The sequence below is a fragment of the Agarilytica rhodophyticola genome, from assembly GCF_002157225.2.
In the GTDB taxonomy this organism is placed as follows: Bacteria; Pseudomonadota; Gammaproteobacteria; order Pseudomonadales; family Cellvibrionaceae; genus Agarilytica; species Agarilytica rhodophyticola.
In genome coordinates this window covers 5,707,834-5,731,189 of sequence record NZ_CP020038.1, presented here as the reverse complement: position 1 = coordinate 5,731,189, position 23,356 = coordinate 5,707,834, and the positions used below count along the sequence as shown (strand labels likewise).

The 23,356-nt window shown below is 38.4% G+C and carries 28 protein-coding genes; 17 read left to right on the top strand and 11 right to left on the bottom strand.

Going from position 1 to position 23,356, the window contains the following annotated elements:
* The first annotated feature begins 385 nt into the window (after positions 1-385).
* Positions 386-1,009: a hypothetical protein gene (locus BVC89_RS23810; protein ID WP_086933606.1), complete on the top strand. Its 624-nt coding sequence runs from the start codon at positions 386-388 to the stop codon at positions 1,007-1,009.
* Between the two features lie 89 nt (positions 1,010-1,098).
* On the opposite strand, the gene BVC89_RS30800 is transcribed toward BVC89_RS23810, so the two are convergent.
* Positions 1,099-1,263, bottom strand: coding sequence for a SymE family type I addiction module toxin (locus BVC89_RS30800; protein ID WP_086933605.1), 165 nt, complete (start codon positions 1,261-1,263; stop codon positions 1,099-1,101).
* Between BVC89_RS30800 and BVC89_RS29955 the strand changes: the two genes are divergently transcribed.
* Positions 1,254-1,421, top strand: a complete 168-nt coding sequence (locus BVC89_RS29955) for a hypothetical protein (RefSeq protein WP_158658095.1) — start codon at positions 1,254-1,256, stop codon at positions 1,419-1,421. The two genes, BVC89_RS30800 and BVC89_RS29955, sit on opposite strands and share 10 nt — an antisense overlap.
* Positions 1,422-1,452: 31 nt before the next feature.
* Here the strand turns inward: BVC89_RS29955 and BVC89_RS29950 are convergent, their stop codons facing one another.
* Positions 1,453-1,635 (bottom strand): hypothetical protein, encoded by a 183-nt coding sequence (locus BVC89_RS29950; protein ID WP_158658094.1) that lies wholly within the window; start codon positions 1,633-1,635, stop codon positions 1,453-1,455.
* Between the two features lie 323 nt (positions 1,636-1,958).
* Complete coding sequence (locus BVC89_RS30795; RefSeq protein ID WP_425428402.1) at positions 1,959-2,129, bottom strand: SymE family type I addiction module toxin; 171 nt, start codon at positions 2,127-2,129, stop codon at positions 1,959-1,961.
* Between the two features lie 310 nt (positions 2,130-2,439).
* Here BVC89_RS30795 and BVC89_RS23790 point away from each other — a divergent pair, with 310 nt between their 5' ends.
* From BVC89_RS23790 to BVC89_RS23780, 3 genes are all read left to right on the top strand, one after another.
* Positions 2,440-2,913 carry a hypothetical protein gene (locus tag BVC89_RS23790; protein WP_086933603.1) on the top strand — a complete coding sequence of 158 codons (474 nt, stop codon included), beginning with the start codon at positions 2,440-2,442 and terminating at the stop codon, positions 2,911-2,913.
* Positions 2,910-3,473: a hypothetical protein gene (locus BVC89_RS23785; RefSeq protein ID WP_086933602.1), complete on the top strand. Its 564-nt coding sequence runs from the start codon at positions 2,910-2,912 to the stop codon at positions 3,471-3,473. The genes BVC89_RS23790 and BVC89_RS23785 overlap by 4 nt, the downstream gene beginning before the upstream one ends.
* Before the next feature lie 103 nt (positions 3,474-3,576).
* The gene (locus BVC89_RS23780; protein WP_158658093.1) at positions 3,577-3,906 is read left to right on the top strand and encodes a hypothetical protein; all 330 of its coding nucleotides are present in this window, start codon (positions 3,577-3,579) and stop codon (positions 3,904-3,906) included.
* A gap of 103 nt (positions 3,907-4,009) precedes the next feature.
* Here BVC89_RS23780 and BVC89_RS23775 read toward each other — a convergent pair whose 3' ends face one another.
* Complete coding sequence (locus BVC89_RS23775; protein ID WP_086933600.1) at positions 4,010-4,984, bottom strand: ADP-ribosylglycohydrolase family protein; 975 nt, start codon at positions 4,982-4,984, stop codon at positions 4,010-4,012.
* A 360-nt stretch (positions 4,985-5,344) separates the two neighbouring features.
* On the opposite strand from BVC89_RS23775, the gene BVC89_RS23770 reads away from it, so the two are divergent.
* From BVC89_RS23770 to BVC89_RS23740, 6 genes are all read left to right on the top strand, one after another.
* Positions 5,345-5,818, top strand: coding sequence for a hypothetical protein (locus BVC89_RS23770; RefSeq protein ID WP_086933599.1), 474 nt, complete (start codon positions 5,345-5,347; stop codon positions 5,816-5,818).
* Between the two features lie 191 nt (positions 5,819-6,009).
* Entirely contained in the window at positions 6,010-6,204 is a 195-nt protein-coding gene (locus BVC89_RS23765; protein ID WP_086933598.1) for a hypothetical protein, read from the top strand.
* A 505-nt stretch (positions 6,205-6,709) separates the two neighbouring features.
* Entirely contained in the window at positions 6,710-7,009 is a 300-nt protein-coding gene (locus BVC89_RS23755; RefSeq protein WP_086933596.1) for a hypothetical protein, read from the top strand.
* A 19-nt stretch (positions 7,010-7,028) separates the two neighbouring features.
* Complete coding sequence (locus tag BVC89_RS23750; RefSeq protein ID WP_086933595.1) at positions 7,029-7,427, top strand: hypothetical protein; 399 nt, start codon at positions 7,029-7,031, stop codon at positions 7,425-7,427.
* A 559-nt stretch (positions 7,428-7,986) separates the two neighbouring features.
* Positions 7,987-8,472 carry a hypothetical protein gene (locus BVC89_RS23745; RefSeq protein WP_086933594.1) on the top strand — a complete coding sequence of 162 codons (486 nt, stop codon included), beginning with the start codon at positions 7,987-7,989 and terminating at the stop codon, positions 8,470-8,472.
* A complete protein-coding gene (locus BVC89_RS23740) occupies positions 8,469-8,852 on the top strand; it encodes a hypothetical protein (RefSeq protein WP_086933593.1) in 384 nt (127 codons plus the stop codon). Before BVC89_RS23745 ends, BVC89_RS23740 begins: the two co-directional genes overlap by 4 nt.
* Before the next feature lie 267 nt (positions 8,853-9,119).
* Here the strand turns inward: BVC89_RS23740 and BVC89_RS23730 are convergent, their stop codons facing one another.
* Both BVC89_RS23730 and BVC89_RS23725 read right to left on the bottom strand, forming a co-directional pair.
* The gene (locus BVC89_RS23730; RefSeq protein ID WP_086933591.1) at positions 9,120-9,335 is read right to left on the bottom strand and encodes a SymE family type I addiction module toxin; all 216 of its coding nucleotides are present in this window, start codon (positions 9,333-9,335) and stop codon (positions 9,120-9,122) included.
* Positions 9,336-9,407: 72 nt separating this feature from the next.
* Positions 9,408-10,193, bottom strand: coding sequence for an RstR family transcriptional repressor (locus BVC89_RS23725; protein WP_281261003.1), 786 nt, complete (start codon positions 10,191-10,193; stop codon positions 9,408-9,410).
* Positions 10,194-10,995: 802 nt separating this feature from the next.
* Here BVC89_RS23725 and BVC89_RS23720 point away from each other — a divergent pair.
* Positions 10,996-11,301 (top strand): hypothetical protein, encoded by a 306-nt coding sequence (locus tag BVC89_RS23720; protein ID WP_086933589.1) that lies wholly within the window; start codon positions 10,996-10,998, stop codon positions 11,299-11,301.
* 15 nt (positions 11,302-11,316) lie between these two features.
* A complete protein-coding gene (locus BVC89_RS23715; RefSeq protein WP_086933588.1) occupies positions 11,317-12,309 on the top strand; it encodes a Gfo/Idh/MocA family protein in 993 nt (330 codons plus the stop codon).
* A 105-nt stretch (positions 12,310-12,414) separates the two neighbouring features.
* On the opposite strand, the gene BVC89_RS23710 is transcribed toward BVC89_RS23715, so the two are convergent.
* Complete coding sequence (locus BVC89_RS23710; RefSeq protein ID WP_086933587.1) at positions 12,415-12,882, bottom strand: hypothetical protein; 468 nt, start codon at positions 12,880-12,882, stop codon at positions 12,415-12,417.
* Positions 12,883-14,010: 1,128 nt separating this feature from the next.
* Between BVC89_RS23710 and BVC89_RS23705 the strand changes: the two genes are divergently transcribed.
* The 3 genes from BVC89_RS23705 to BVC89_RS23695 all read left to right on the top strand — a co-directional run bounded on the left by BVC89_RS23705 (position 14,011) and on the right by BVC89_RS23695 (position 17,537).
* Positions 14,011-14,511, top strand: coding sequence for a hypothetical protein (locus BVC89_RS23705; RefSeq protein ID WP_086933586.1), 501 nt, complete (start codon positions 14,011-14,013; stop codon positions 14,509-14,511).
* A gap of 861 nt (positions 14,512-15,372) precedes the next feature.
* A complete protein-coding gene (locus BVC89_RS23700; RefSeq protein ID WP_086933585.1) occupies positions 15,373-16,341 on the top strand; it encodes an expansin C-terminal domain-related protein in 969 nt (322 codons plus the stop codon).
* A gap of 674 nt (positions 16,342-17,015) precedes the next feature.
* Positions 17,016-17,537 (top strand): hypothetical protein, encoded by a 522-nt coding sequence (locus BVC89_RS23695; protein WP_086933584.1) that lies wholly within the window; start codon positions 17,016-17,018, stop codon positions 17,535-17,537.
* 98 nt (positions 17,538-17,635) lie between these two features.
* On the opposite strand, the gene BVC89_RS23690 is transcribed toward BVC89_RS23695, so the two are convergent.
* Positions 17,636-18,250 carry a DUF2799 domain-containing protein gene (locus BVC89_RS23690; RefSeq protein WP_086933583.1) on the bottom strand — a complete coding sequence of 205 codons (615 nt, stop codon included), beginning with the start codon at positions 18,248-18,250 and terminating at the stop codon, positions 17,636-17,638.
* Positions 18,251-18,557: 307 nt separating this feature from the next.
* Positions 18,558-19,583 (bottom strand): L-threonine 3-dehydrogenase, encoded by a 1,026-nt coding sequence (tdh, locus tag BVC89_RS23685; protein WP_086933582.1) that lies wholly within the window; start codon positions 19,581-19,583, stop codon positions 18,558-18,560.
* A gap of 109 nt (positions 19,584-19,692) precedes the next feature.
* Between tdh and BVC89_RS23680 the strand changes: the two genes are divergently transcribed.
* The gene (locus BVC89_RS23680) at positions 19,693-20,295 is read left to right on the top strand and encodes a helix-turn-helix domain-containing protein (protein WP_086933581.1); all 603 of its coding nucleotides are present in this window, start codon (positions 19,693-19,695) and stop codon (positions 20,293-20,295) included.
* Between the two features lie 75 nt (positions 20,296-20,370).
* On the opposite strand, the gene BVC89_RS23675 is transcribed toward BVC89_RS23680, so the two are convergent.
* Positions 20,371-22,260: a metallophosphoesterase family protein gene (locus BVC89_RS23675; RefSeq protein ID WP_086933580.1), complete on the bottom strand. Its 1,890-nt coding sequence runs from the start codon at positions 22,258-22,260 to the stop codon at positions 20,371-20,373.
* A gap of 286 nt (positions 22,261-22,546) precedes the next feature.
* The gene (locus BVC89_RS23670; RefSeq protein WP_086933579.1) at positions 22,547-23,311 is read right to left on the bottom strand and encodes a SapC family protein; all 765 of its coding nucleotides are present in this window, start codon (positions 23,309-23,311) and stop codon (positions 22,547-22,549) included.
* Between the last annotated feature and the right edge of the window lie 45 nt (positions 23,312-23,356).

Below are 23,356 nucleotides of genomic sequence, written 5' to 3'. Positions count from 1 at the left end.
TATTTTTATGCTTTCTTTCCTAACGACTTGTAACTAACAATGTCATCCGTAAGTAGCGTTATAATTAAAATAGCTCTCTATGCTGAAAAATTATTATAAGGAATGGAACCCCACTAATTTTTTGTTATATTCGTTGATATCGATAATCAATAAGTAGAGTTGAGCAAAAATAATCAGGGTGTATCTATTTCTTAGAGTATTTTTGCATCTTTGTGTGGGTGTCTTGTTAGGAGCCCCGTGGTCATGGTATTCCCGGTGGAGAGATAACTCTAGATGCAGGTCAATATACTGTAAATTGGGTTGTTGTTCGTCCAAGTGGGGCGGGAACCTCTTATAACGCTTCAAATGCTCAAGCTATGCAAGATATGGCGGAAGGTTTGTTTCAGTGATTGAGTTATACAATTATTTTTTATCTAATGGCTTTAAGAAAGCTAGAAAGAAAGCTGTTGTTAAATATTTGTCAGCAGATATTTATATTAAAATCACCCCTCAAAGTGGCAGTTGGAACGATAGTGGAGATTTGTATATATACCTGTTTTCATCGCCTTTTGGGATGGTTATGACTGACCTTTTCAAGGATAAAGACTCACTAGCTTGGGATTACTCACCTCGAAAGTTGAGGAAAGATACAGAAGGCTGCTTGGGAATGGTGATGTGTGGTTTTGATATCGATTTTGATCGAATTGAAAATAGCACGCTTACACCTTCCGATTACAGTATCTCTGTCGGTAATTTCCTTGAATGTATAAATACGTTGAATACAGATGGAGATATATTCGATAATTTATACAAAGGTGCTCTTGGAAAGATTTTAGTGCTGATTGAAGGTTTATGGGTTTATTTATACTTTGCAAATAAGCTGGGGTATTCGATTGAAAAGACTCTGGCTGATGTAGAAGAAAATGATGCTATTCAAGACAGTCAGCAGGCGTGGCACTTGAGAAAATGTGTGGATATAGAGGCTGTTGAATTGTTTAATAAGCTCTATGGACGTGCCTTGACCCAATGAGTGTGGCAGGCACGATAGTAGCCACGGTCAAGACGGAGTGAAATGCTCTAATCGTAAAGCCCTAGCTAACCACTAGGGCTTTTTAGTTTTTAGAGTTCTCTAGTCAGCACCAAACACCCCTCCATCACTCTGACCTTCACCGGTGAATCAATCTCAAATCCGGCTTTAATTAACCAATGGCCTTTAAGGTGAATCTCGCAGATGGGTGTGCGTTGGTGGTAGCTCTGGCTAAGTTGGTAGGAGTATGAATACATCAGCTGGTTTTTCGATTACTATTGACGCACCACTTAGCGCAATTGATAAAATACTTTCTTTTTTTGGAGAAAGACAAACAGGACACCCATATTTTATCCAAGACAATGCAACATCTATGGATAGCTGTCTCGTTAAAATATATGGCTATCAAAGCTGAGGCGAAAGATTTTTTATCGATGCTAGAAGCCTCAGGTAGGCAAGGCTCTCGCTATGTACATGGATTTGAACGCTATAGTTGAATGTATGGTAGGTAGGCGACAGGTGACCATGGCGTGCGCGGCTTGCATCTTCGTGGGCTTTTCTTGCTCTCTGACACGAGGCGCGATTTCATTGCCAGAGTCGGAAAAACCGGTCGGTGGAGTGAATGTCATAGTTAAGTGTTCCTAACTCATTAGTGTAAATATATTGTGTAAACGTATTTTTATGCTTTCTTTAACAACGACTTGTAACTAACAATGTCATCCGTAAGTAGCGTTATAATAAAAATAGCTCTTTATGCTGAAAAATTATTATAAGGAATTGAACCCCACTAATTTTTTGTTATATTCGTTGATATCGATAATCAATAAGTAGAGTTGAGCAAAAGCAATCAGGGTGTATCTATTTCTTAGAGTATTTTTGCATCTTTGTGTGGGTGTCTTGTTAGGAGCCTTTTTAATTGGAGCCCTAGTCAACCACTAGGGCTTTTGGGTTTTTACCGTTCGCTAGTCAACACCAAACACCCCTCCATCACCCTGACCTTCACCGGCGAATCAATCTCAAATCTTGCCTTGGTTAACCAATGGCCTTTAAGGTGAATCTCTCCAATGAGTGTGCGTTGGTGGCATCTCTGGCTAAGTTGATAGCATTGGTAAGTCTCCTTTATGTTGAGATTAATTCTTTAAGAGGCTTTGTGTGCGGTGCTTCCTGGCGGTATATACTCTGTATAGGGTGAACATTCTCATTTTATTCTTGAGTTGGCTGGATTTAGAAAAAGGCAAAACTCAAGACCTGAGGTTAAAGGCTTCTCCTCCGCTACCTCATCCTACGCCCCAGGAGGCAACGGCAGCGGCTAAGGTAATTTCCCGGCCTTTGCCCAAGGTGTTATTATATCGGCACTTGTAGGCGGCACCTCTTCAATATTAAGTGGTGGTAAGTTTGCCAATGGCGCGAAATCTGGGGCGATTGTTTATGCTTTGAATTCGGCGACTGATAAGGCTAGAAATGGTTGGAATGTTGTAAGGCAGAAGGGAACTCTTGGGGAGGTTATCACTGGGGATGGGATTCTTGCTCCAGAGTGGGGGCCATTTGCTGAGGCTTTAGAAAATGGCGGTTATATAAATCCTGATGAGATAACTATTGTTGGGCATGGTACTAATGACTCACTTGAATACAGAAAGAGTTTACGTCCTGCATCTGAATACGCTGAAATCCTTCGGGGCAGGGTGAAGCCAGGTGATACGATAAGAATATATTCTTGTAATGTGGGTAAAAAAGGCGGCTTTGCACAGGAATTGTCTAGAATTTTGAATGTGAAAGTAATAGCACCTAATAATTTTATTAATTATAACAGCGCTGGAGAACATGGGTTGTTTACAATTGGAAAGTATGATGATTATGGTGTTACCAATGGAGGCTTTGAAACATATGTTAATGGTGTTAAGCAATGAGAAGTATACTAGTGTTCATAAGCTTATCTTTTTGTCTTTCCTCTTTTGCAGGTGGCGAAATTACAGTGTCATATGATATTTATCTGGAAAAGCTAAGAGAGAATAAGCAAGATGAAGCTGCTGCTTGGCTTAGCAAAGCTGTTATTGATGGAAACCCTAGAGCTTTGTTAGAGTTATCTTCAAAATGTTTAAACGAAAATCATTGTAATGATCCCGTCATTCTACGGCCTCTTTTGAAAAACTTAATATCTTCTGAAGATGTTTATATTCGTGCTAGAGCTTATTTGTTAATGTCTCAGTTTACTTTGAAGTATGAGCCAGGAATTAAGGGGGAACTGCAAGCTCTTGATTATCTTTTACTTGCGAGCGCCTACGGAGAAGAGGGTGCTATTGTTAAAGCTTTACCTTTATTTGAGAAAATTAGTAAATATAATAAAGATTATGCGGTTTTTATTTATACTATTCTTCAAAAAGAAATATTATTTACACAGAAGGACTCTATTCTCTATAAAGAAATTCAAAGTCAAATGAATCTCCTTGCAGATAAATTAAAAGAATGACCTAAGAAAGAAACAAACGGGGTCAGGTCTACTGATCCAATTATCGTTTTTCAGAAAGATACCTATTCCCCAAGAGAAATATATCATATAGTTGGTGATTGGTTTGAGTGATAAGAATAAAAACTATTATCTAATTATATTTATTTTATTTCTTCAGTGGGCAATGATTGTTGCATATATGGGAATTTCTAGTAATTGGTATTTCCCGCTAATTGCTTGGGGAATTGTTTATTTTTTACTTGTCAAAAAATATAGCTTCTCATTTAATAATATTTTATTAGATATTGGTAGAGTTAGGTTGTTTCTTGCTGCTACTGTAAGTGCTGTAGTTACATTTTTTTCTCATGGTCAATCATTATATTATTCTATATTCTTTTTTTTATTTTCGTTTACTATTTTCATATACGGTTATGGATTTATGAATAAAAAATAAATGAGTAAAAAACGCAAAAAAGGTCAGATCGATATCCCCCATTTTTCTGACACTCCAAAGGCTTTTACTCTCTCGCCTGATTCTCTAGAAGTGGGAAGAAGGTTTAAAGAGTTTGATGGTGTTTTGGATGAATCCTTTCAAATAAATCTTTTGAGATCTGGTCAATTTTTTCCCATTTCTCGATGTTTTTGGCTTCTTGGTTTAGGCTCTGGTTCCCATTAAATGCTCCCCAAATTGATCCGGCCATAGAGGCTATTGTGTCAGTATCTCCCCCCAGTCCTATTATTTTATTTAACATTGAGTTAAATTTCTGGTCGCGGAATTGTAATGAAAAGTAAATAGCAGTAACACATGATTGCGGAGCTGCTATTCCATTACCTAATTGTTTTTTTATTTCACTGACCTTTATGTTTGGCTTGTTTAAAGCCTCAGTGCAAAAAATGATTTTATCTTTGTAGATTTTTGATTGGCATTGGTGGAATAGCTCCGCCAGGATTTTCTCGTTGTCTAAGTCTTGAAATGCTGCTTGAGTTGCCCGTGCTATAAGCTTGGCGCCTTCAATACCTAAAGGGTGGGCATGAGTGATTTCAGCACTTTTAATGACGCTGTTTAGTAATGTTTGAACGTTGTAAGGAAAGCACATCGCTAGGATGGATGCCCTCATTGCTGCGCCATTCCCAAATGACCCTGTTTTAAATTTCTTTTTGTTGGCTTCTCTCCAGTTTTTTCCCTTCTTAATGAGCCTTAACAATTGCGAAGTGGAAGGGCCATATCCCCTTGACCACTGATAACTCTGTGCAAACGTTTGTGCTAAATGATTCTGGTCGATTGTGTCGTTATAAAGGTATGATTCTGCCAGGTCTATCGCCATTTGAGTGTCATCGGTATATCTAAGTTTACCATCTCTTGTTTTGCCAATGGCTCTCCATAGTAATTGTTCTAATGGCCCCCCTTCGTATGGTGCGCCAAATGCGTCTCCCATAGCTAGTCCAAGGAAGCATCCCTTGTACTTATTTAAACTGATCATTTTTAAAATCCAGATACAAATTAGTGGGAAAAAATAAAAAGTCTTAGTCATTGAGTATGGCTAGGACTTTCTGTTGTTAATGTTTGCTGGTCAATACAAAATATCCATTCATAACCCTGACCTTCATCGGCGAATCAATCTCAGATCTCGCTTTGATTAACCAATTTTGGCTCAATTATTAGGAGAAGAAGATAAACAGTGGCATCCATTAGACTTTGAGTCAATAAAAAACAAGAAATAGTATCCCAAACCAAAGGGAAAAATAAACAAAACACTTATATTTTATCCGAGGTAAAGCAATATCTTTGTATGGGGGTCTCGTTAAAATATATAGCTGTTAATAGCCGCTTACCTTAAAACGATACATTTGCCCAATGAACGCCCACGACGGTTGGTGTTGTTTCTGCAACTATGCCTGCCGCCTCATCCTACGCCCTAGGAGGCAGCGGACAAGATAATTTCCCGGCCTTTGCCCAAGGTGTTATTATATCGGCACTGGTAGGCGGCACCTCCTCAGTATTAAGTGGTGGTAAGTTTGCCAATGGTGCGAAATCTGGGGCGATTGTTTATGCTTTGAATTCGGTAGCTGATAAGGAGAGGGAGGTTGCACAAAAGGTGAAATCTGATCTTTTGAAAGGTGAAGTTGAGATCGAGTTAAATGGCTATATTAAGGGTAAGTTGTCTTCGGGGGGCATTGAGCTTAGTGTGGACCTTGGAGCAGCATCAGTTTCATTTGATCAGGATGGAAAAATTTCTGGCACGTATGGCTTTGTTAAAGGCGAGGGTCAGTTTTCCGGTTTAGGTGCAAAACTCACGTCCTTAGGTATTGATATTAGAGGTGCTCAGTTTACATTGAGTGACTTTTCATCAACCTCCCTTTCTTGAAAACTCCACTATTCGAATAGTTTTTGGGGTTACGATGTAGGTAAGCACTTCCCTAGCTTTAGTGGTTCAATCAACATAGATCAAGTTCACTACATAATGCAAACAAGAGCCGGTCAAGCAGGTCAGCAATACCGATCTGGGTCAACGAATTACGTTGAGCAATGCATGGCTAGAAATTTTAAGGGTTGCTGATGATTAAGTTGATAGTAGTTTTAGCTTGTTTTCTCACTACTTGGGGACTGAATGCCAATGCTGAAGGTGGAGATGCCGATTGCGAGTCTAACGTTAATTTTTTCCAAGATTATATTGGTCGCATAACTGAGCTTGACGCGAATACAGCACAATATTTTAATCTGCGTTATCTCTCTCACGAAATGAAAAAATAAGGTATACCAGATGAGGAAATTACAACTAGGTTATTAAAATACATATCGAGCATCGATCAATTATTGGAAGGGGTCTCGTTGATTGTCGTGAGCCCTTCCTGCGCAGGTCAATCTTCGAGGCTGGTTTTTAAAATTGACGATAAAGATTCGCCTGGCAAAGGCGACTATATAATTGTTCGCATGATTGAAGGTCGGGTCATAAATGTGAGTTTTGAGGAATCCAGCATCTTATTAGATAATATGGGAATTCAAGATTTAGCCTACAAGAACCTATAAATAACCTCATGCACAAAAGGGATACACGATAGGGCTTGGTGCAAAACTGGTGGATGCAGATGATCTAGTTGGTCATGCATTTATTGTTTTAACTGATTAAAATGGAAACAGAATTGTTAAAGGTTTTTATCCGGAAAAGCACGCGCCGTTTGCGGATGGTGAGATTAGGGATGACTCTCGGGTATACGACAAGTTGGTAGCCGGTAAACTTATCGGTGGAATCCATACGGTGAATATATCCGAAGGCCAGTTTAAACAAGCATTATCTATGTTAGGGCATGCTGATAGTAACTATTACAATATTTTTACTTGTCAGTGTGCGACTACCGCTGCTGGAGTGTTTAATAGCGTCACCGGCATCAACTATTCAAATGATTTTTGGACAACGCCTTCGTCTATATTGAGCCGAATGGTTGGTGGTGGTTCGGGCATTTCTTTGTATAGGAATATTGGCTCTTTTCTGGCAAGACAACAAAGATATGAAGATTCAGCGAAGTACATGGGCTACATGTTTTCGCCCTCGTTTTAGATGCAGCAGGAGCAGAAATATGAAAGTGAAAATTTTGTCTTTTTTGTGCACATATTTTTTATTGACAGGTTGCCATGCTATGGATTGTGACAATACAGTTTCCAAAGGCTTAGATCTCGACGAGAAGGGGCTAGATTTTCGAATTTATAGTGATACAGGAAAATATTGGGGGGAATTTGTCTTGTACGCAGTGGATCATACTGTTTCTTATACAAATAACTCTGGCATAAAGTTTAGAGAGGATCTAAAAGGCCTTGAATATGTTTGGTTTGACGGGGGCAATCAGGATGGTAGGCTTTTATTGAAATGGCCAAATAACGAAAAGGCAATTTGTATTGCAAATATTCCTCATTCTTATTGGCTTGAGATAAAAAAGTACTCAAATCAATGGGATGAAAGTGATAAGTTTCTTCCTTGAGTTAAACCACTTCCCAAGGCTTATTATCCATTCTCGTTAAATCCCGACTGCCGTGCTAATAGAAATAACCTGGACAGGCATTCGACAAAAATTATCGAGTGCCTTTTTAGTTTTTACGACTCGTTAGTTAATACCAAACACCCCTCCATGACTCTAAACTTCACAGGCGAATCAATCGCTCCCCCCTTTGATTAACCAATGGCCTTTATGGTGAATCTCCCCAATGGTTGTGCGTTGGTAGGAATGGTAAGTCTCCTTTATGTTGAGATTAATTTTTTAAGAGGCTTTGTGTGTGGTGCTTCCTGGCGGAATATACGCTGTATAAGATGAATATTCTCATTTTATTCTTGAGCTAGCTGGATTTAGAAAAAGGCAAAACTCAAGACCTGAGCTTAAAAGTTTCTCCTCCGCTACCTCATCCTACACTCCAGGAGGCAACGGTAGCGTCCCAGCCTTTGCTCAAGGTGTTATTATATCGGCACTGGTAGGCGGCACCTCTTCAGTATTAAGTGGTGGTAAGTTTGCCAATGGCGCGAAATCTGGGGCGATTGTTTATGCTTTGAATTCGGCGACTGATAAGGGGAGGGCTGCTGCACAAAAGGCGGACGGAGGTTTGCGAGGCAAAATTACTCGCTTCTTTAAAAATAGCTCGGAAGAAAATCAGTTAATTGAAGAGTTGTTTTTTGCTGAAGACTCACCTTTAACTGTTGAGGGTTTGTTAAGGAAGGGGAACTATAAATTTGGTGTAGATCAGACCGGTGATGCCTATGCTAAATATTCTGTGTCGTCGGGAATCTACTCAGTATCTGGGAATATTGATAAAGATGGTCGTTTATTTGGAGTGTCGGTTTCTGTTGGTACATCATTGAAGTTGTCTGGTGTGGAGTTGGGATTAAAAGTTGATCTTGGGAAAATTGTTCCATTTACGGCAAGGCAATTTAACGACTTTATTGCTACAAATTCAGGACTTTCGGGTCAAGCTTATAGAGCATTACAAAATCGCCAATCTGTACTCGATTCTGCAATTGATGGGGCAAGTAGATGATTAATACGAAGAGAAAATTATTATTAGTTATAGGAGCTTTGTTTATTTTCTTGCTTCTACTTTCGGCCCCTTTAACAGCTTTGATTTATAAAGTTGGGAGTATCTTTACTGGCGAGGAGTCTTTATTTATTGCTGGAGTGCTAAGTGCATCCATTCTTTGTTCGTTAGTTGCGAGAAAATGGCCTGAGCAATCTGTTTCGATTTGTTTTTGGGCGACCTTTCTTACTTCGTCACTTTTGGCGGGTGCCGCGATGTACTTAGCAAATATTTTTGAATCGTTCTTGATCCCTATGGCATTTTATGTGATTTGTTTGGTTGGCGTTGTTGCGGCTTCCTTGGTAAAAAATACTGCATTGAGTAAGGAAGTTTTACAGGGTTAATATTGTATACCGAGAAAAGGTATCACTGGTTATTATCAAATATCCGATGAAAATGGATATTAACCCGATGACTATAGCCTTTGCTCCTTTATATTGAGTTTCTGGGGCTGTGTCACTTTCTCCCCAAGAGATAGTAACACGCTTTTTGATAACAATATAAATCCCGAAAATAATAAATGCTGTTCCGAAAAAGGTAGCCGAGGTTATTGTCATCTATATAGGCCTTAATAATTATTTATTCTCTAGTCAACACCAAGCACCCTTCCATCACTCTGACCTTACTCTGACCTTTACTGGCGAATCAATCTCAAATCCCGCTTTGATTAACCAGTGGCCTTTAAGATGAATCTCACCAATGGGCGTGCGTTGGTGGCAGTTCTGGCTCAGTTGGTAGGAGTGGTAAGCCTCCCTGACTTTTAGCTGCCGTTGTTGATTAAGAGTTTTAGCCAAGCGCGAAGCTTGTGTATCATTCTCGTTACTCATAATAACCTCGTATACAGGTTGTTGTGATAGCTGGTCCTGGGTGTTGGCGCACCCTTGATCAGCGCCTTTTAATTAAGCTAGTTTGTCAGCAAATGCGCGTTTGGCATTGTGCTTAAGAATCAGACTTTCCAGTAGTTCCTTAGCGACCATCCGTTCACTCTCATCAAATTGGCTTAGTGCCTCAAATTGCAGTTTTAACTCATCGTCAGGGCTTCGGTGATCTTCTCCGAATACCAAATCATCCAGCGTTGTATTGAGTTCTTTAGCCAGTCTTACAAGTGTCTCTAAGGTAGGCTGTGCTGTACCTGCTTCGTACCGCTTAATCTGATTCACATGCAGTTCAATGTCTTGAAATGCTGCTTGAGTTGCCCGTGCTATAAGTTTGGCGCCTTCAATACCTAAAGGATGGGCATGAGTGATTTCAGCACTTTTAATGACGCTGTTTAGTAATGTTTGAACGTTGTAAGGAAAGCACATCGCTAGGATGGGCGCCCTCATTGCTGCGCCATTCCCAAATGACCCTGTTTTAAATTTCTTTTTGTTGGCTTCTCTCCAGTTTTTTCCCTTCTTAATGAGCCTTAACAATTGCGAAGTGGAAGGGCCATATCCCCTTGACCACCGATAGCTCTGTGCAAACGTTTGTGCTAAATGATTCTGGTCGATTGTGTCGTTATAAAGGTATGATTCTGCTAGGTCTATCGTCATTTGAGTGTCATCGGTATATCTAAGTTTACCATCTTTTGTTTTGCCAATGGCTCTCCATAGTAATTGTTCTAATGGCCCACCTTCGTATGGTGCGCCGAATGCGTCTCCCATTGCTAGTCCAAGGAAGCATCCCCTGTACTTGTTTAAATTGATCGTTTTAAAATCCCGCTTTGATTAACCAATTCTGGCTCAGTTGGTAGTGGAAGAAGAGAAACGGTGTCACCCATAAGGCTTTTAGTCAATAAAAAACAAAAAATAGTATCCCAAACCAACGGGAAAAATAAACAGGACACCCATATTTTATCCAAGACAAAGCGACATCTTTCGATAAGTGTCTCGTTAAAATATATGGCTATCAAAGCTCAAAGCTAAGGCAGAAAAACTTTTGATCGATGTTAGAAGCCTCAGGTAGGCAAGGCCTCTCGCTAGGTAAATGGGTTTGAACGCCATGGTCGTATGTATGATTGGAGGCGAAAGGTGACCATGGCGTGGACGGCTTAGGTTTTCATCGGCTTTTTCTGGACTCTAGCGCGAGGCTTGATATTATCGCCAGAGTTCGAAAAGCCGGTTAGTGGTGTGAATGTCATAATTAGGTATTCCTAATAAGTTAAGTAATGTAAATGTACTGTGTAAACGTATTTTTATGCTTTCTTTCCTAACGACTTGTAACTAACAATGTCACTAGTAAGTAGTGTTATAAGAAAAATAGTTCTTTATAGAGAAAAATTATTATAAAGAAGAGAACCCTACTAACTTTTTGTTATATTCTTCGGTATCGACAGATCTGGGTGGGCTAAAAAATAGTCAGCAATGCCTTTTCGAAGTGCAAAATATGATGTCTTATGATAAATGTAGTCGTCACATTCAATAGACAGTACATACATACTCTATATGGTAGACATTGGCATCTTTATATGTGGAGCTCTTTAGCTTTTTTTAGGGGCATCATTAATAAATGAATACTTTTTTAATACAACTCTGTTTAAGTTGGATTATTTTTTTATTGGCATATGTTTATTTTGCCCAATTTCCTCTTTTGGTGATAGGAGAGCTAGCCCAGCTGTATACTGCCAAAGGAAAGGCAATTATACTTGGAATATTCACATATTTGGCTTTATCTATAATGTCTCTCTTTATTAAAAAAACAAAAGTTTTATACGAAAAACATATGCTATACACCGCGATAGATGTTTTATCTATTGTTACTTTGGTTGGTTTTGTTAGTTATCAGGTTTTTTCTATACCTATCTCCATCAAATAAATTTTTATAAATATTATGACTCTTCGTATCGGTATTATTGGCTCTGGTTTTGTCGGACAGCATATTAACGCACTTAAGAAAATAGATGATGTACTCATCGTTGCAATTTGTAGCCGTAATGAAAAGAAAGCACGCAGTCTTGTTTCAAACAATGTCAGTTATTATGTATTTGATAATTATTTAGAAATGTTGAGGAAAGAAAATTTAGATGCTGTTTATATCTGCCTTCCTCCTTTCTTACTTAGCGAAATAGTCATGACGTGTGCTGACTATGTTAAAGCGCTGTTTATTGAAAAGCCCATTGGGATCGAAATTTCAGCAGCGCATCGAGTTATGGAATCGCTTGACAAAGTAGGCACTATAGTCAGTGTGGGTTACATGTGTCGCTACCGTAAAACATTACAAATGGCGAAAGATTTTTTTACTAAAGAGCCTCCGATTTTAATTAATGGCGGTTGGTGCTCAGACTTACCATCACCTTATTGGTGGCGACAAAGAGGCATGTCTGGTGGTCAGCTAACAGAGCAATGTACACACTTTCTTGATGCCATTAGGTTTATTGCCGGCGAAGTGGATGAAGTTTCAGCTTTTTCAGCTTCTGGTTTTATTGATGATGTTAATGACTTTAATGTTGATGATGCAATCACGATGAATTTTCGTTTAGAATCTGGAGCTGTTGGGAATGTGATGACGTCCTGTTTTTCTAGAACTGCCGATGTAGGGTTAGGGTTATTTCTAAATTTTTCTTCGAGAGACAAAAAGTTCTTATTTCATGAGCACTGCTTGAACCTGAACATTCATAGCTTAAGTGGTGAAAAGCAAACTTTCTTTTCTAAAGACGACGCCATACTAGAAGAAAATCTAGCATTTATTCATGCGGTCAAAACTGGAGATCTTTCCAATATAAGGTCAAATTATAAAGATGCACTAGAGAGTTTAAAACTTAGCCTTGCAGTGGATATTTCGATACAGGAAAAAAGATCGGTGAAGATATCTGAATTCAGCTAGACGTTACCTATTAGATTTTTCAGAGAAGTGCGTCGTAAATAATTTTAATAACAAGAAAGCCAATACAAACAGGGTCAGCTCTATTGAAATGACCCTGTTTAATGACTAAAAGACTTTACCCAGAGCGATGCCAAAAACAACGGTATCTTCACTGCTAGATAGATCATAGTGGAGTTGAGGGGAAATAGTAAATTCGTTTTCAAATTCCACTTCATAAAGGACTCCCGCCCGGCCAATAGCAAATGTTTCATCATCTACAAATTCTACTCCTGGCCCTACTTGAAATATAAGTCCATACCATACATGGATATCAGCCACAGCTAATACTGTAGTTGCTTCCACATCACCGAATGTCTGTTCTACAACTGATCCCAGTCCGAGTAGTTTATCAACACGATACTCATAATCGATACCTACAGTAGAAAATGTATCGTCTTTTTCTTCTATGTAGCTACCTCCAGTCAGCACCGATAGGTGGTGCGGTTTTTCTTCATTAAACTCTACGCCAACTTGTGCTAATGCATGTTTAGATAAAAAAGATAGAAGTAATAAAAAATAATATAGTTTCGTCATATAGTAAGTTCTCTTGTCACTTTTATTTCTGATAATTATGTAAGTTCACGTAATTTTTTCACGAGGATTTATACATAGTTTAAATAAGATTATCAGGTATATACATTCGATAGGAATGTACAACTGTGCCATTAATTTTTAGTTAGTATTGCACAAGTAAATGTGAAAATATGAGGTGTAGTGATTAAGTTTGAATTCTATACTTGTGGGACACTAGAAAGTGGAGTAACTCGCCCACTTACTTTCTTTGACTGCGGTATATTATTTGAGCGTTTTAAACTAGATAGAAAAAATATTGATAGAAGCCTTAGGTAGGCAAGGCTTCTTACTTCTCATTCACTTAGATGGAGCAATGAATGTGAACGCCATGGTCGTATGTATGATAGGAGGCGAAAGGCGACCATGGCGTGGGCGGCTTAGGTTTTCATCGGCTCTTTCTGGACTCTAGCGCTAGGCCTGATGTGATCGCCAGAGTTCGAAAAGCCGGTTAGTGGTGTGAATGTCATAATTAGGTATTCCTAATAAGTTAAGTAATGTAAATGTACTGTGTAAACGTATTTTTATGCTTTCTTTCCTAACGACTTGTAACTAACAATGTCACTAGTAAGTAGTGTTATAAGAAAAATAGTTCTTTATAGGGAAAAATTATTATAAACGAGAAAAGCTTTCTAACTTTTTGCTATATTCCTTAAAATCGATGGTTTGACAGTTAAATTGGATAAAAAACGAGTAGGCGCTAAAAGTGGAATCACTGTATTTTGGAATAATATTGTTTATCAATAGCAATATAGCCGTATTAGTTCAATACCCAGCCATACTTGTTCTTTTTTGTACTAACAACTAACCTAGACAATAATAACTTAGCATCCTATACGCTTAAATATTTCTACACCTTAATCCTAAGGTAAAAATATAATCAACTTTTATAAAAATTTAGTTAATAAGTTAAATAAATACTCAGTGTCATGTAATTAGCTTTTAATATTTTAATTTTCGCCTCTTTAATCATTTTTTAATACAAGACATTCCAAACAAAAGAAATATAAATTTTTTTATAGACTATTACCCGTAATAAAATAAAATAATATTTCAACTTTTTTATTTTAAATATAAATAAGGCACCGATAAATGAAGTTAAAAAATAACAAAATTATGTTTCCTGCATTATTCGTATCCGGAATGCTTTTTTCTATGCATGCTTCTTCGGAAATTAAGTATGTTTGCGAAGAAATTAACAGTGAAATTAATCCTTTTTTGCGAACAACTATTGTTTTTGAAGAGGATAGCATTGAAGATATTGGGTGTAATTTATGCTCTAATCGAACTAATACTCGACTCACAATTGAGGAAGTTGATAAATTTAGTGGGCAGGCTCAGCTCGTTCTAGAAGACGAAGGTAACAACTGGTTTGCTCGATCTTTTAACTATTATTATGGAAGAAATGGAGAACCTACCGGGCGCTATATTAGTTTTAACAGTCAAGCACCTTCGGCTCTTCGGGAAGTAGCTGATAATATGCAATTAGACTTTAATGGAACTGGAAAGATAAACGATACGAAAATTGAATCTACTGCTAACACAGGGCGTAGAGTTACCAATATTTTGTGGAGTTCTTGTATACAACAGTAGGACAAAAATGAGCACATGCTTTTTTGTTAAGTAGTAGTTACTTTGCCTCGTAATATAACGGGGCCTTTTTATCTTATTTAGTTTATATTTTTAATCAAACCTCTCTTCTGATTTTGTCAACCCTCTCAACAGAGGGGTAGAGCTATTAAAAGAACGCTTATAGATTGATTTATTGCTTCCATTTTTGCTTTTATAAATAGAGAGATGTGAGCAGATTTTATCTGTATATGAATATCCTTTTTAATCAGTAAGGAGAGACTAATGAAATATAAAATGTTGATGTTATTAGCATGTTTAAGTTCGCCTGCATTTTCTGATGATACTTCTACTGCAGGCAACACTATTACCAAAAACAGTGCTTATTCCTTTTCCTTTTAACTATATTGCTATTTTCTATATTAATTATCACCAAAACTACCTGGCGTTACAGTTATCTCATGTTTTACAAATGATAATTATTACTCTTCTCGCCTCTATCTCATTGTTAATTTAGCTTCTTACGTGTCTAGGTTTACTTTTTATTAGAAGGCGATAGTGACAATATAATAAATCTAGGGACAGTTTTTTTGATTTTTAGATAGAGAACTTACTTGGTTATTAAAAAAGCTATATTTTTAATACTTGTTTCGTATTGAATAGTTAATTTTTCTAATATTGACCATTAATTTGGTTTGTTTTTTTGAAATTATAAATTTAGGGTGATGAGACTAATATCTATTTTTTTTCATGGAATTTTAATTTTTAATTTTTTTGGCGCAGTACATTTTTTCGTGTCTTGTGAATAAGCTTGATCTCTATAACTTAACATGTTTTTGAAAAATTTTCTTTGCCCGTGCTTTCAAAATCATAGGCGGCGGGGATATGTTAAACAGCTTGGTTGATTTGTTGAATTGCCGAGTGTTGAAGAATAGTATGCTGCCCGACAAAATCAACTACATGAGAAAATATATGGCATCTTTGTTAAGTAAAGTGATTATTATCTTTCTGGCTATTAGCATTCAGTCCAGTGCTTTTGCGGCTGCTACAGAAGATCATAAAAGTAAAATAGAAACAGAGTTAGGAACTAACGCTATTCAAGGAATAAGTAATTTCAAGAATACTGCTGCTGTATCAAAGAAAAAGTTCCCACATTCTGGTCAACTAATGTTTAATGGAGGAAATGCTACGGGTGGCGCTTGTGGGTTTAATCAACCCGAGCTTTATATGAATAGCGACTACGTTGATTATTATGCAGCAGCAGGGTCTGATATTTTTAAAGGTGGGAACAATTGTGGAATGGTGATTGAAATTGCGAATCCTTCTCGTTCAAACCCTGATAATACCAGTTGTACAACTAACTCAGATGCAACAGTTAAAGTGATGGTGATTGATCAATGCCATGAATGCGATAATCATCTTCTGAATTTAGCACCAAAACCGTTTGCTGACTTAGTGGGGCCTGATCTATCGGGTACTTGTGGGATAATAAATGCAGATTGGAGGTTCGTGCATGCAGGGCTAAGCAGTAATATCTCTATTCAGAATAAGGAAGGGACTAATCCTTATTGGTATGGCTTTCGAATATTTGGTCACAACCTTCCGGTTAAATCTGTCGAAATTAAGTCACATGGTTCTCCCGAGTGGATAAAAACGACCAAGTCCAATGGCCCGAGCTTCTATGTATTAGAACAAGGTGGCTATCCACTGACACCTCCATTATCTGTTCGTTTTACAAATGTAAATGGAAGGAAAGTGAAAGCAATGAATGTAATCACTAACTTTGATAGTGGTGCTATGTTTGACACGGATATTCAATTTCGGGGGCGACTTGTGGGTGATCCCTTAGAATAATACTCTAACGCATTTTATAGGAAAGAAAGTAAGGCGTACAATGCGAGTTTCAAGTTGTATGCCTTATTCTTTCTGTACCATTATTTAAAACATATAGCCTATTATTGTAAATAAAATGTCCAGAGTACTTATTTTTAAAGTAATCATATTAGCGCTATTTATATAATTATAATAAAGGTTTTTACTTCCTATCTTTAGTTGCTTTGTAATAAACAACACACGATATAATTCAATTTATAGATAAGTCTGCACAATTTATTTTATCGTCCTTAATATTTATGGAATATTTTTCAAGGATAATTCATTACTTCATTGTCTTTGATTGATGTTAAATGAGTTGATGAAAATTTAAGTTAGGCTCCTTATATTTGATCTTGCAGTCAACAATGTTGCTGAAGCAACTAAGTTTATATTCCACGATGGTAATCAACATGCTACAAAAAGACATCAGATTCAACATTTCGAGTTGCTTGCTGTAAGTTGAGTCAGTAGATTAAAGAATGAATTTAATGTCGTTAAGTGGGGTTTAGATCAGTCACTTAAACTGGAAGATAAAGACTGATTTGTATGCAATATATAAAAGTCTGTTCGAGCTAAGTCGCTGTTCTATCTTTGTTAAGGATATATGTACACAAATAAATTTAATGTAGGTTTAACTAGAACGGGATTATATTATGACAACTAAATGTGTAGAACCAGGAGAAGCAGTGAACGGCCCTCATCAATATGTAGTGGCAGTTCCACCGAATGATGAATTGTTGTTTCCTCACGTTGATAGCTGTATTGCCATAGCTTTTATAATGAACGATGCCAGTTATATTGGTGGCCACGTCGGGATGCAAATGCCTAATAGCCCCAACCTAGCCCCTCGTGCAAATGCACTTAATATCTGCACGCAGATGCAAGTGCTTGCACAACATGGCACGATTGACCGTGTTATTTTAGCTGGTGACGGAAATGTTTGGCGTCATGACTTCTTGACAGGGCAAGATATAGTGCAAGATTTGATTAATCAAATCAATTGTGCAAATTCTATCTTTATGGATTCTAGAGGCTTTGCTGGAGGGATGAACGTATCATTAAACCCTAGACGCAGAATGGCTTTTGTTAACCGTTGTACAGGCGGGAATACAGGTGTCTTTCTTTTGCAACAACCTTATACCGGCATCAATGGCCATACAACCAGAATTCTCTAATTAAGATATCGAAGAGGTATTTCAGCGGCGCCGCGGGCACACTGCTGCGCCTTGTTAATTATTATTTAGGTGTGCTCTATTTATACTTATTTTAACTATCAATAATCTAAACTTCGTTTAAAATCTTGGTATTCTCTTTCGGCGGCAATGCTTAGCTCGAGATCTTCATCTACAAGTAATAGCAGTTCATCAATATCATGTTCAATTGCAATTATTTCATCCAGGGCTTCAGTTCGTTGTTGGGGTGTGGAAGTTTCACTTGCGATTTCGTCACGAAGATGGAGCACTCTTTTATCTAGACGTTTTATCTCATGACGGTTGTGTTCAATACGAGATTTAATTTTATTACGCTCTTTATTAAGAGCGTATAAATGTTTGCCATCATGGTAACCGTCTAGGAAGGCTTGTTCGTTAAAATCACGGCAGACACCTTGATAGTTGTACCCACTGGAACCTTGCTGAAAACCACTATATTCGCTGCAAAATTCTTTTAGCCCATCGCTTCGTCCGGTGCGATATGCTTGTAATTGTGGCGTAACGCCATGTTTTGCACAAGCTTCACGGCGATCGCTCAGCTTGTTTATGGTATGGCCTTTAGCGCCATCTTCGTAGCCTATGGCCTGCCAGTCTGCACTAAGACATTCTGATTTATTCATGGTTGCACAAGCCGATAACAGCAAACATAAAAATGATAAGGCTAAAAGTCTGAGCATGTTGTATTCCGTTTTCTCTATGATGCAAATTTTAGCATAGAATATTCCTGTGCCGTTAACAGACTCTAGCTGGGGTTAATTTGCCATTGTTTTTTAGTTTTTTAGCTTTTGAAATGAACTCTATCTATTATGGAATGGTGTTAATTTACCGTAACTGAATATAGAGCCGAGCATTGAGTTAAATAGTGGTCGCAACATATGAGGAGGGGAGCATAATGCTATGCAAATATATTAAGCGCAGAGCTTAAAAGCCTCTGCGCTCTTATGTTTTTAAACATTGTTTATATTAAATAGAACTTAAGAATACCTATTCCCAGTTTAAAATAACCTTGCTAGCATCACCGGCATTCATAGCATCGAAGCCTTGTTGGAAATCGTCAGCACCTAAGCGATGACTAATGACGGGTTTTATATCCAACCCAGACTCAATCATTACCGACATTTTGTACCAAGTTTCATACATTTCTCTGCCGTAAATACCTTTTAACGTTAGCATGTTAAAAATAACTTTATTCCAGTCAATTTGCACATCACCACCGGGTATACCCAGAATAGATATTTTGCCGCCGTGGCACATGTTGTCGATCATATCTCTAAGTGCAATAGGGCTACCTGACATCTCCAGACCAACATCGAAACCTTCAGACATTCCTAAGGCTGCCTGACATTGTTCAAGGCTTTGTTCAGCGACATTAACGGTATAAGTTGCTCCAAGCTGTTTGGCAAGCTCCAAACGCTTGGGGTTCAAATCGGTGACCACTACATGGCGTGCCCCCGCGTGGCGACATACGGCAGCGGCCATGACGCCAATTGGGCCGGCGCCAGTGATCAGCACATCTTCACCTAATAAATCGTATTGCAAGGCTGTATGCACAGCGTTACCTAAGGGATCGAACAAAGAGGCGATATCCAGATCTATGCCTTCTTTATGCTCCCATACATTGGACATGGGTAATGACAAGTATTCGGCGAATGCGCCAGGCCTATCGACCCCAATACCGCTAGTGTGGGCGCACAGATGGCGTCTACCTGCCATACAGTTGCGGCAGCGACCGCATACTACGTGACCTTCACCAGAAACTATTTGGCCTGGCTTAAAATCGTTAACATTGGAGCCTACATCAACAATCTCACCTACAAATTCATGACCTACTACCATCGGCACAGGGATGGTTTTTTGAGCCCAGCTATCCCAATTGTAAATATGCATGTCAGTGCCACAAATCGCGGTACGTTTCACTTTAATGAGCACGTCATTTATACCAAATTTCGGCTCTGGCACATCTTCAAGCCAGAGGCCGACCTCGGCATGGCGTTTTACAAGCGCTTTCATTGTAGATAATTCCAGGTAATCGTTTAATATATGAGAAATATTTCCAGGATACTAAATCAATAGTGTTCGCTATACAAGATATTATTCTCATATGAAGGAATTAATCTTAATGAGTAATGAATTTAATACTTCTAAGCATAAGCGTGGTAATGAATCTGACCCTGCCAGCCAGGTGTTGTGTGAACGTGTTGCTCAATTACGTAAACGCCACGACCTAACCTTAGATCAACTGGCAACGGTTTCTGGTGTTAGCCGCTCCATGCTCAGTCAAATTGAGCGAGGGCAAGCAAACCCGACGTTGGCCGTTACCTACCGTATTGCTCAAGCCTTTGGTATTACTATTGGCGAACTGGTAGATCAGCCTTGGTCTTTTTCCTCGATAGAAGTTGTTCACGGAGAAGATCAAAACAATCTTTATCGTTCGGATGATGAATGCCAGATCAGAACTTTATCGCCGCTGCACATGGAAAAGAATATTGAGTTTTACGAAATTCGTGTTGCTCCTAACGCACGTTTAACCAGTGCACCTCATTACCAAGGCACTAAGGAATTACTAACGGTTACCAAAGGGGAAGCGTCGGTACGTTCGGGAGAAAGTATTTGTAAATTGAAGCAGGGGGATTCGGCTCATTACCGCGCTGACCTTGACCATGTTATCGAGAATCCCGGCAAGAAAGAATTGGTTTGTTATCTAATTGTCACTAATCAATAGATGCCTTATCTTGAATTGCAAAAAGAGGGTGACTTATAGACGTTTCCCCCTTTTGTTATTTACGTGAGCTGTTATTTATTTCTTTTGAAATTCAACATCTTTGCCATTCGCTGCCAGAATTTTTGCTGATACGATTTCACTATTATCGTCTAAATGTAGATAACCCAAGCCACTTTGATTAACCAGTGTTTTACCGATGTGTTTATTGGGGTGGCGAACCTTAATCGACATGTTACGACGCTGTGTAAACCAATTAAGCGGTGAGCGTCTAGCATATAACACTTGATTAAGGTAATCGAACCAGGATAGTAACTTTTGAGGAAATTCGTTTTTAAGTCCACTACAGGTAAATTGGGTGATTTGTGGGCTACTGCGGCGAAAGCGTAAAGTAACATCATAAAAAAATGAGTAGTGCACATCGCCAGATAATATAATAAAGTGAGGTGGCGTTTTAAAATGTCGAAAAACATTGAGGATAACTTCGGCAGTGCCTTTATGGGCCATCCAATTTTCCGCATCCACCATTAAAGCTTGCCCGAAGAAGGTAAAAATCTTTTGTACGGTCTCAATTAATTTAACCCCAAAAATAGGTGCTGCTGAAACCATAATGACGGACGGTTGATTAATTAGCTCCTGTTGTAGTTCACAAAGAGATTCCCAATCCATTAAACCTGAAGGTTTATTTAATTTACTTTCTGAGCGCCAACGTTGTGTGCGGGTATCTAATACCACTACCTTTGGTTGTGTATCGAGGCAATAATGCCAGTGATTCCATTTAAGCATGATATCTACCAGCTTATCGTGTTCCTTCACTCCTTGATCCTGAAAGTGCTGTTGTGCTTGTTCCGATAAGAGGGCTAGGTTATCAGGATTATTTCCCCAGCCCTGACAAAGCCAATACGCAATTAAAGCATTGCCGATGATTCGTTTTGAAAATGGATGACCATATGCAGTTTCTTCCCAGCCTCGTGTGAGATTCCAATCATCGGTAACATCATGATCATCGAATATCATGTACACAGGCAAATGCGCCAGCGCTCTGCGTACCTTAGCTAAGCCTTTGACAAAGTGTTCGATAACATTCTTTTCTTGTTCGTATTTAGCTAAAAATTCGGTAGCTATGTTGTGATCAGAAAAGTCGACGAGCCGCCAGAGCGATGGTGACCAAACTAATAAATACATCGCAATTAATTCACTTAAACTGATTAAATGATTACGTGCATTTACTGATGTAAAAATCGGCTTTCGTTTAGCCGCAATAAATGTTTCGTAGAGCTTTTGGTTTGCCTCGTCATGCGGTAGCAGTAGCTCTCTTTGATAATAACAATGGGGGTGGGCCAGAAGTGCTTGGGAATTATTAGCAATACTGCCGTGCCATTGTTCATCAAATAATCCAAGCATATTCATTACTTGATGAATTGCCACCAACATTGGGCCAGCTGCATCGTCGGCGTATATTTGATCGCCTGACATCATCAGTAAGGATGGCCTGGCCTGTTTGCTGCCAACACGCTCGCCGATTAAATTATCCAAACGTACCAATGCATCGTCACCTGGGTGGTGGGGTTTACGACAGGAACCATGGTATAGCTCGTTAACCTTAGGCCTAATTTCAAAGCTAGGTAGCGCGCAGTCCTCATAGCTGATATCGGGGAGCAAATGCGCTAAGCCGGTAAACGTATTATCTTGGTTGAGCTGAATATCATAGTAAATTGTTTGTTCAAGGGGGAGTGCATGCTTAATTCGAATATCAAGTTGTTGAATGAAGGCGTGCTTACCCACCTTGATGGTCTTTTTTTGTTCGCTATTTAGAACTTGCTGCCAAATGTTGTTTTTATTTTGATCGCATAATAATACTTTTATATCCATATCCTGGCTGGTCACTAACCATAAACACATTTGTGTAGCAGACACATGACGCAGTATCGGTCCGGCGATAATAGTGTCTAATGAAGTATTATTCATGGAATTTCTAAGCCTTTTCAAATTGTTCCAGTCGACAGTATTAACAATACCTAGGGAATTGATCAACTATTGATTGTTAAAGCGACTCTAAAAAGAGGTTAACGTCCTTTATTCAATGATGTAAAAGAAAGCTGTACCTTACAGACTAATTTAGTGTTACTGGATCTTAAATAGTTGTGGGAAGTAGAGAAAATACTATATGTGTAGATATTTTATCCAGCTATTTGAGCCATAACTGGATAAAAATGGTAAGAATTAAATGGTAAGAATTTATTCAGGTTTGGTGTTAAATCGTGCTCTTATCTTTAGTGGTTTCAAACTTCACTTGTCTAATTTTATCGAGGCCATCTACGGCATTATTTTTTTGAATTAGTGAGTTTATCTGATATAAAGATATTAGCATCGCATGGATCTGAACAAGGTAGCCTTTTTTATTTAGCTCTTCTAATGTTTGCGCAGATAGTAGCTGTAATTTATCTTCATCGATTGTGTGTAGGCCTGTCATATTTTGAGCGGTGCCATCGTTAAAATAAACGATCATATCCAAAGCTTTCATCAGCTCTAACTTTTCGATTAGCTCAATAAATTGTGCGGTATGAACGGTATTTTTAATATCGGCTTCAAGCATACTTGTGACTTGGCTCAGGTGCATTGACGCTTTATTTTCACCGCTAAATATTGGCTCCCCATGTTCTTTTGATAATGCTTCGCTATCTTCATCTATTCCAATGGTAAAGCCCTTTTCTTCTGTGGAGGAATTCACTAAGAAAAAAGGGTATGTTTGCACCATAATCGGTAGATAGGTTGCCAGCCATTTTTCCTCGCTAAGAAAAAGGTTACTGTTAGGTACGAAGCTTGTCAGACCTGATAGTGCCCAGTTCCCAGTGGCTACATTAGACATAAAAAATACAGGGAAATTAGCTGCACACTGTGCCACTTCAGAAATTCTAATATTGAGTGTTTGCTGTTTTGCAGCTATTTGGATGGCTGCTTGAGCATCTAATTTGAGATCTTTATGGTCGGTACTGCTCAATTCAACAATTTTTTTCATATGATATTTTTAATGTTAACTGACTTTTATCTTGAACTCTTGCGC

Coding starts and splice junctions, on each gene's coding strand:
- BVC89_RS23690 (WP_086933583.1), bottom strand. CDS start 18,250: ATGCTCAGACTTTTAGCCTTATCATTTTTATGTTTGCTGTTATCGGCT.
- tdh (WP_086933582.1), bottom strand. CDS start 19,583: ATGAAAGCGCTTGTAAAACGCCATGCCGAGGTCGGCCTCTGGCTTGAA.
- BVC89_RS23775 (WP_086933600.1), bottom strand. CDS start 4,984: ATGACTAAGACTTTTTATTTTTTCCCACTAATTTGTATCTGGATTTTA.
- BVC89_RS30800 (WP_086933605.1), bottom strand. CDS start 1,263: ATGTATTCATACTCCTACCAACTTAGCCAGAGCTACCACCAACGCACA.
- BVC89_RS23740 (WP_086933593.1), top strand. CDS start 8,469: ATGATTAATACGAAGAGAAAATTATTATTAGTTATAGGAGCTTTGTTT.
- BVC89_RS23785 (WP_086933602.1), top strand. CDS start 2,910: ATGAGAAGTATACTAGTGTTCATAAGCTTATCTTTTTGTCTTTCCTCT.
- BVC89_RS23695 (WP_086933584.1), top strand. CDS start 17,016: ATGACAACTAAATGTGTAGAACCAGGAGAAGCAGTGAACGGCCCTCAT.
- BVC89_RS23750 (WP_086933595.1), top strand. CDS start 7,029: ATGAAAGTGAAAATTTTGTCTTTTTTGTGCACATATTTTTTATTGACA.
- BVC89_RS23705 (WP_086933586.1), top strand. CDS start 14,011: ATGAAGTTAAAAAATAACAAAATTATGTTTCCTGCATTATTCGTATCC.
- BVC89_RS23710 (WP_086933587.1), bottom strand. CDS start 12,882: ATGACGAAACTATATTATTTTTTATTACTTCTATCTTTTTTATCTAAA.
- BVC89_RS23715 (WP_086933588.1), top strand. CDS start 11,317: ATGACTCTTCGTATCGGTATTATTGGCTCTGGTTTTGTCGGACAGCAT.
- BVC89_RS29955 (WP_158658095.1), top strand. CDS start 1,254: ATGAATACATCAGCTGGTTTTTCGATTACTATTGACGCACCACTTAGC.
- BVC89_RS23675 (WP_086933580.1), bottom strand. CDS start 22,260: ATGAATAATACTTCATTAGACACTATTATCGCCGGACCGATACTGCGT.
- BVC89_RS23770 (WP_086933599.1), top strand. CDS start 5,345: ATGCCTGCCGCCTCATCCTACGCCCTAGGAGGCAGCGGACAAGATAAT.
- BVC89_RS23730 (WP_086933591.1), bottom strand. CDS start 9,335: ATGAGTAACGAGAATGATACACAAGCTTCGCGCTTGGCTAAAACTCTT.
- BVC89_RS23720 (WP_086933589.1), top strand. CDS start 10,996: ATGAATACTTTTTTAATACAACTCTGTTTAAGTTGGATTATTTTTTTA.
- BVC89_RS23765 (WP_086933598.1), top strand. CDS start 6,010: ATGATTAAGTTGATAGTAGTTTTAGCTTGTTTTCTCACTACTTGGGGA.
- BVC89_RS23700 (WP_086933585.1), top strand. CDS start 15,373: ATGTTAAACAGCTTGGTTGATTTGTTGAATTGCCGAGTGTTGAAGAAT.
- BVC89_RS29950 (WP_158658094.1), bottom strand. CDS start 1,635: ATGACATTCACTCCACCGACCGGTTTTTCCGACTCTGGCAATGAAATC.
- BVC89_RS23680 (WP_086933581.1), top strand. CDS start 19,693: ATGAGTAATGAATTTAATACTTCTAAGCATAAGCGTGGTAATGAATCT.
- BVC89_RS23670 (WP_086933579.1), bottom strand. CDS start 23,311: ATGAAAAAAATTGTTGAATTGAGCAGTACCGACCATAAAGATCTCAAA.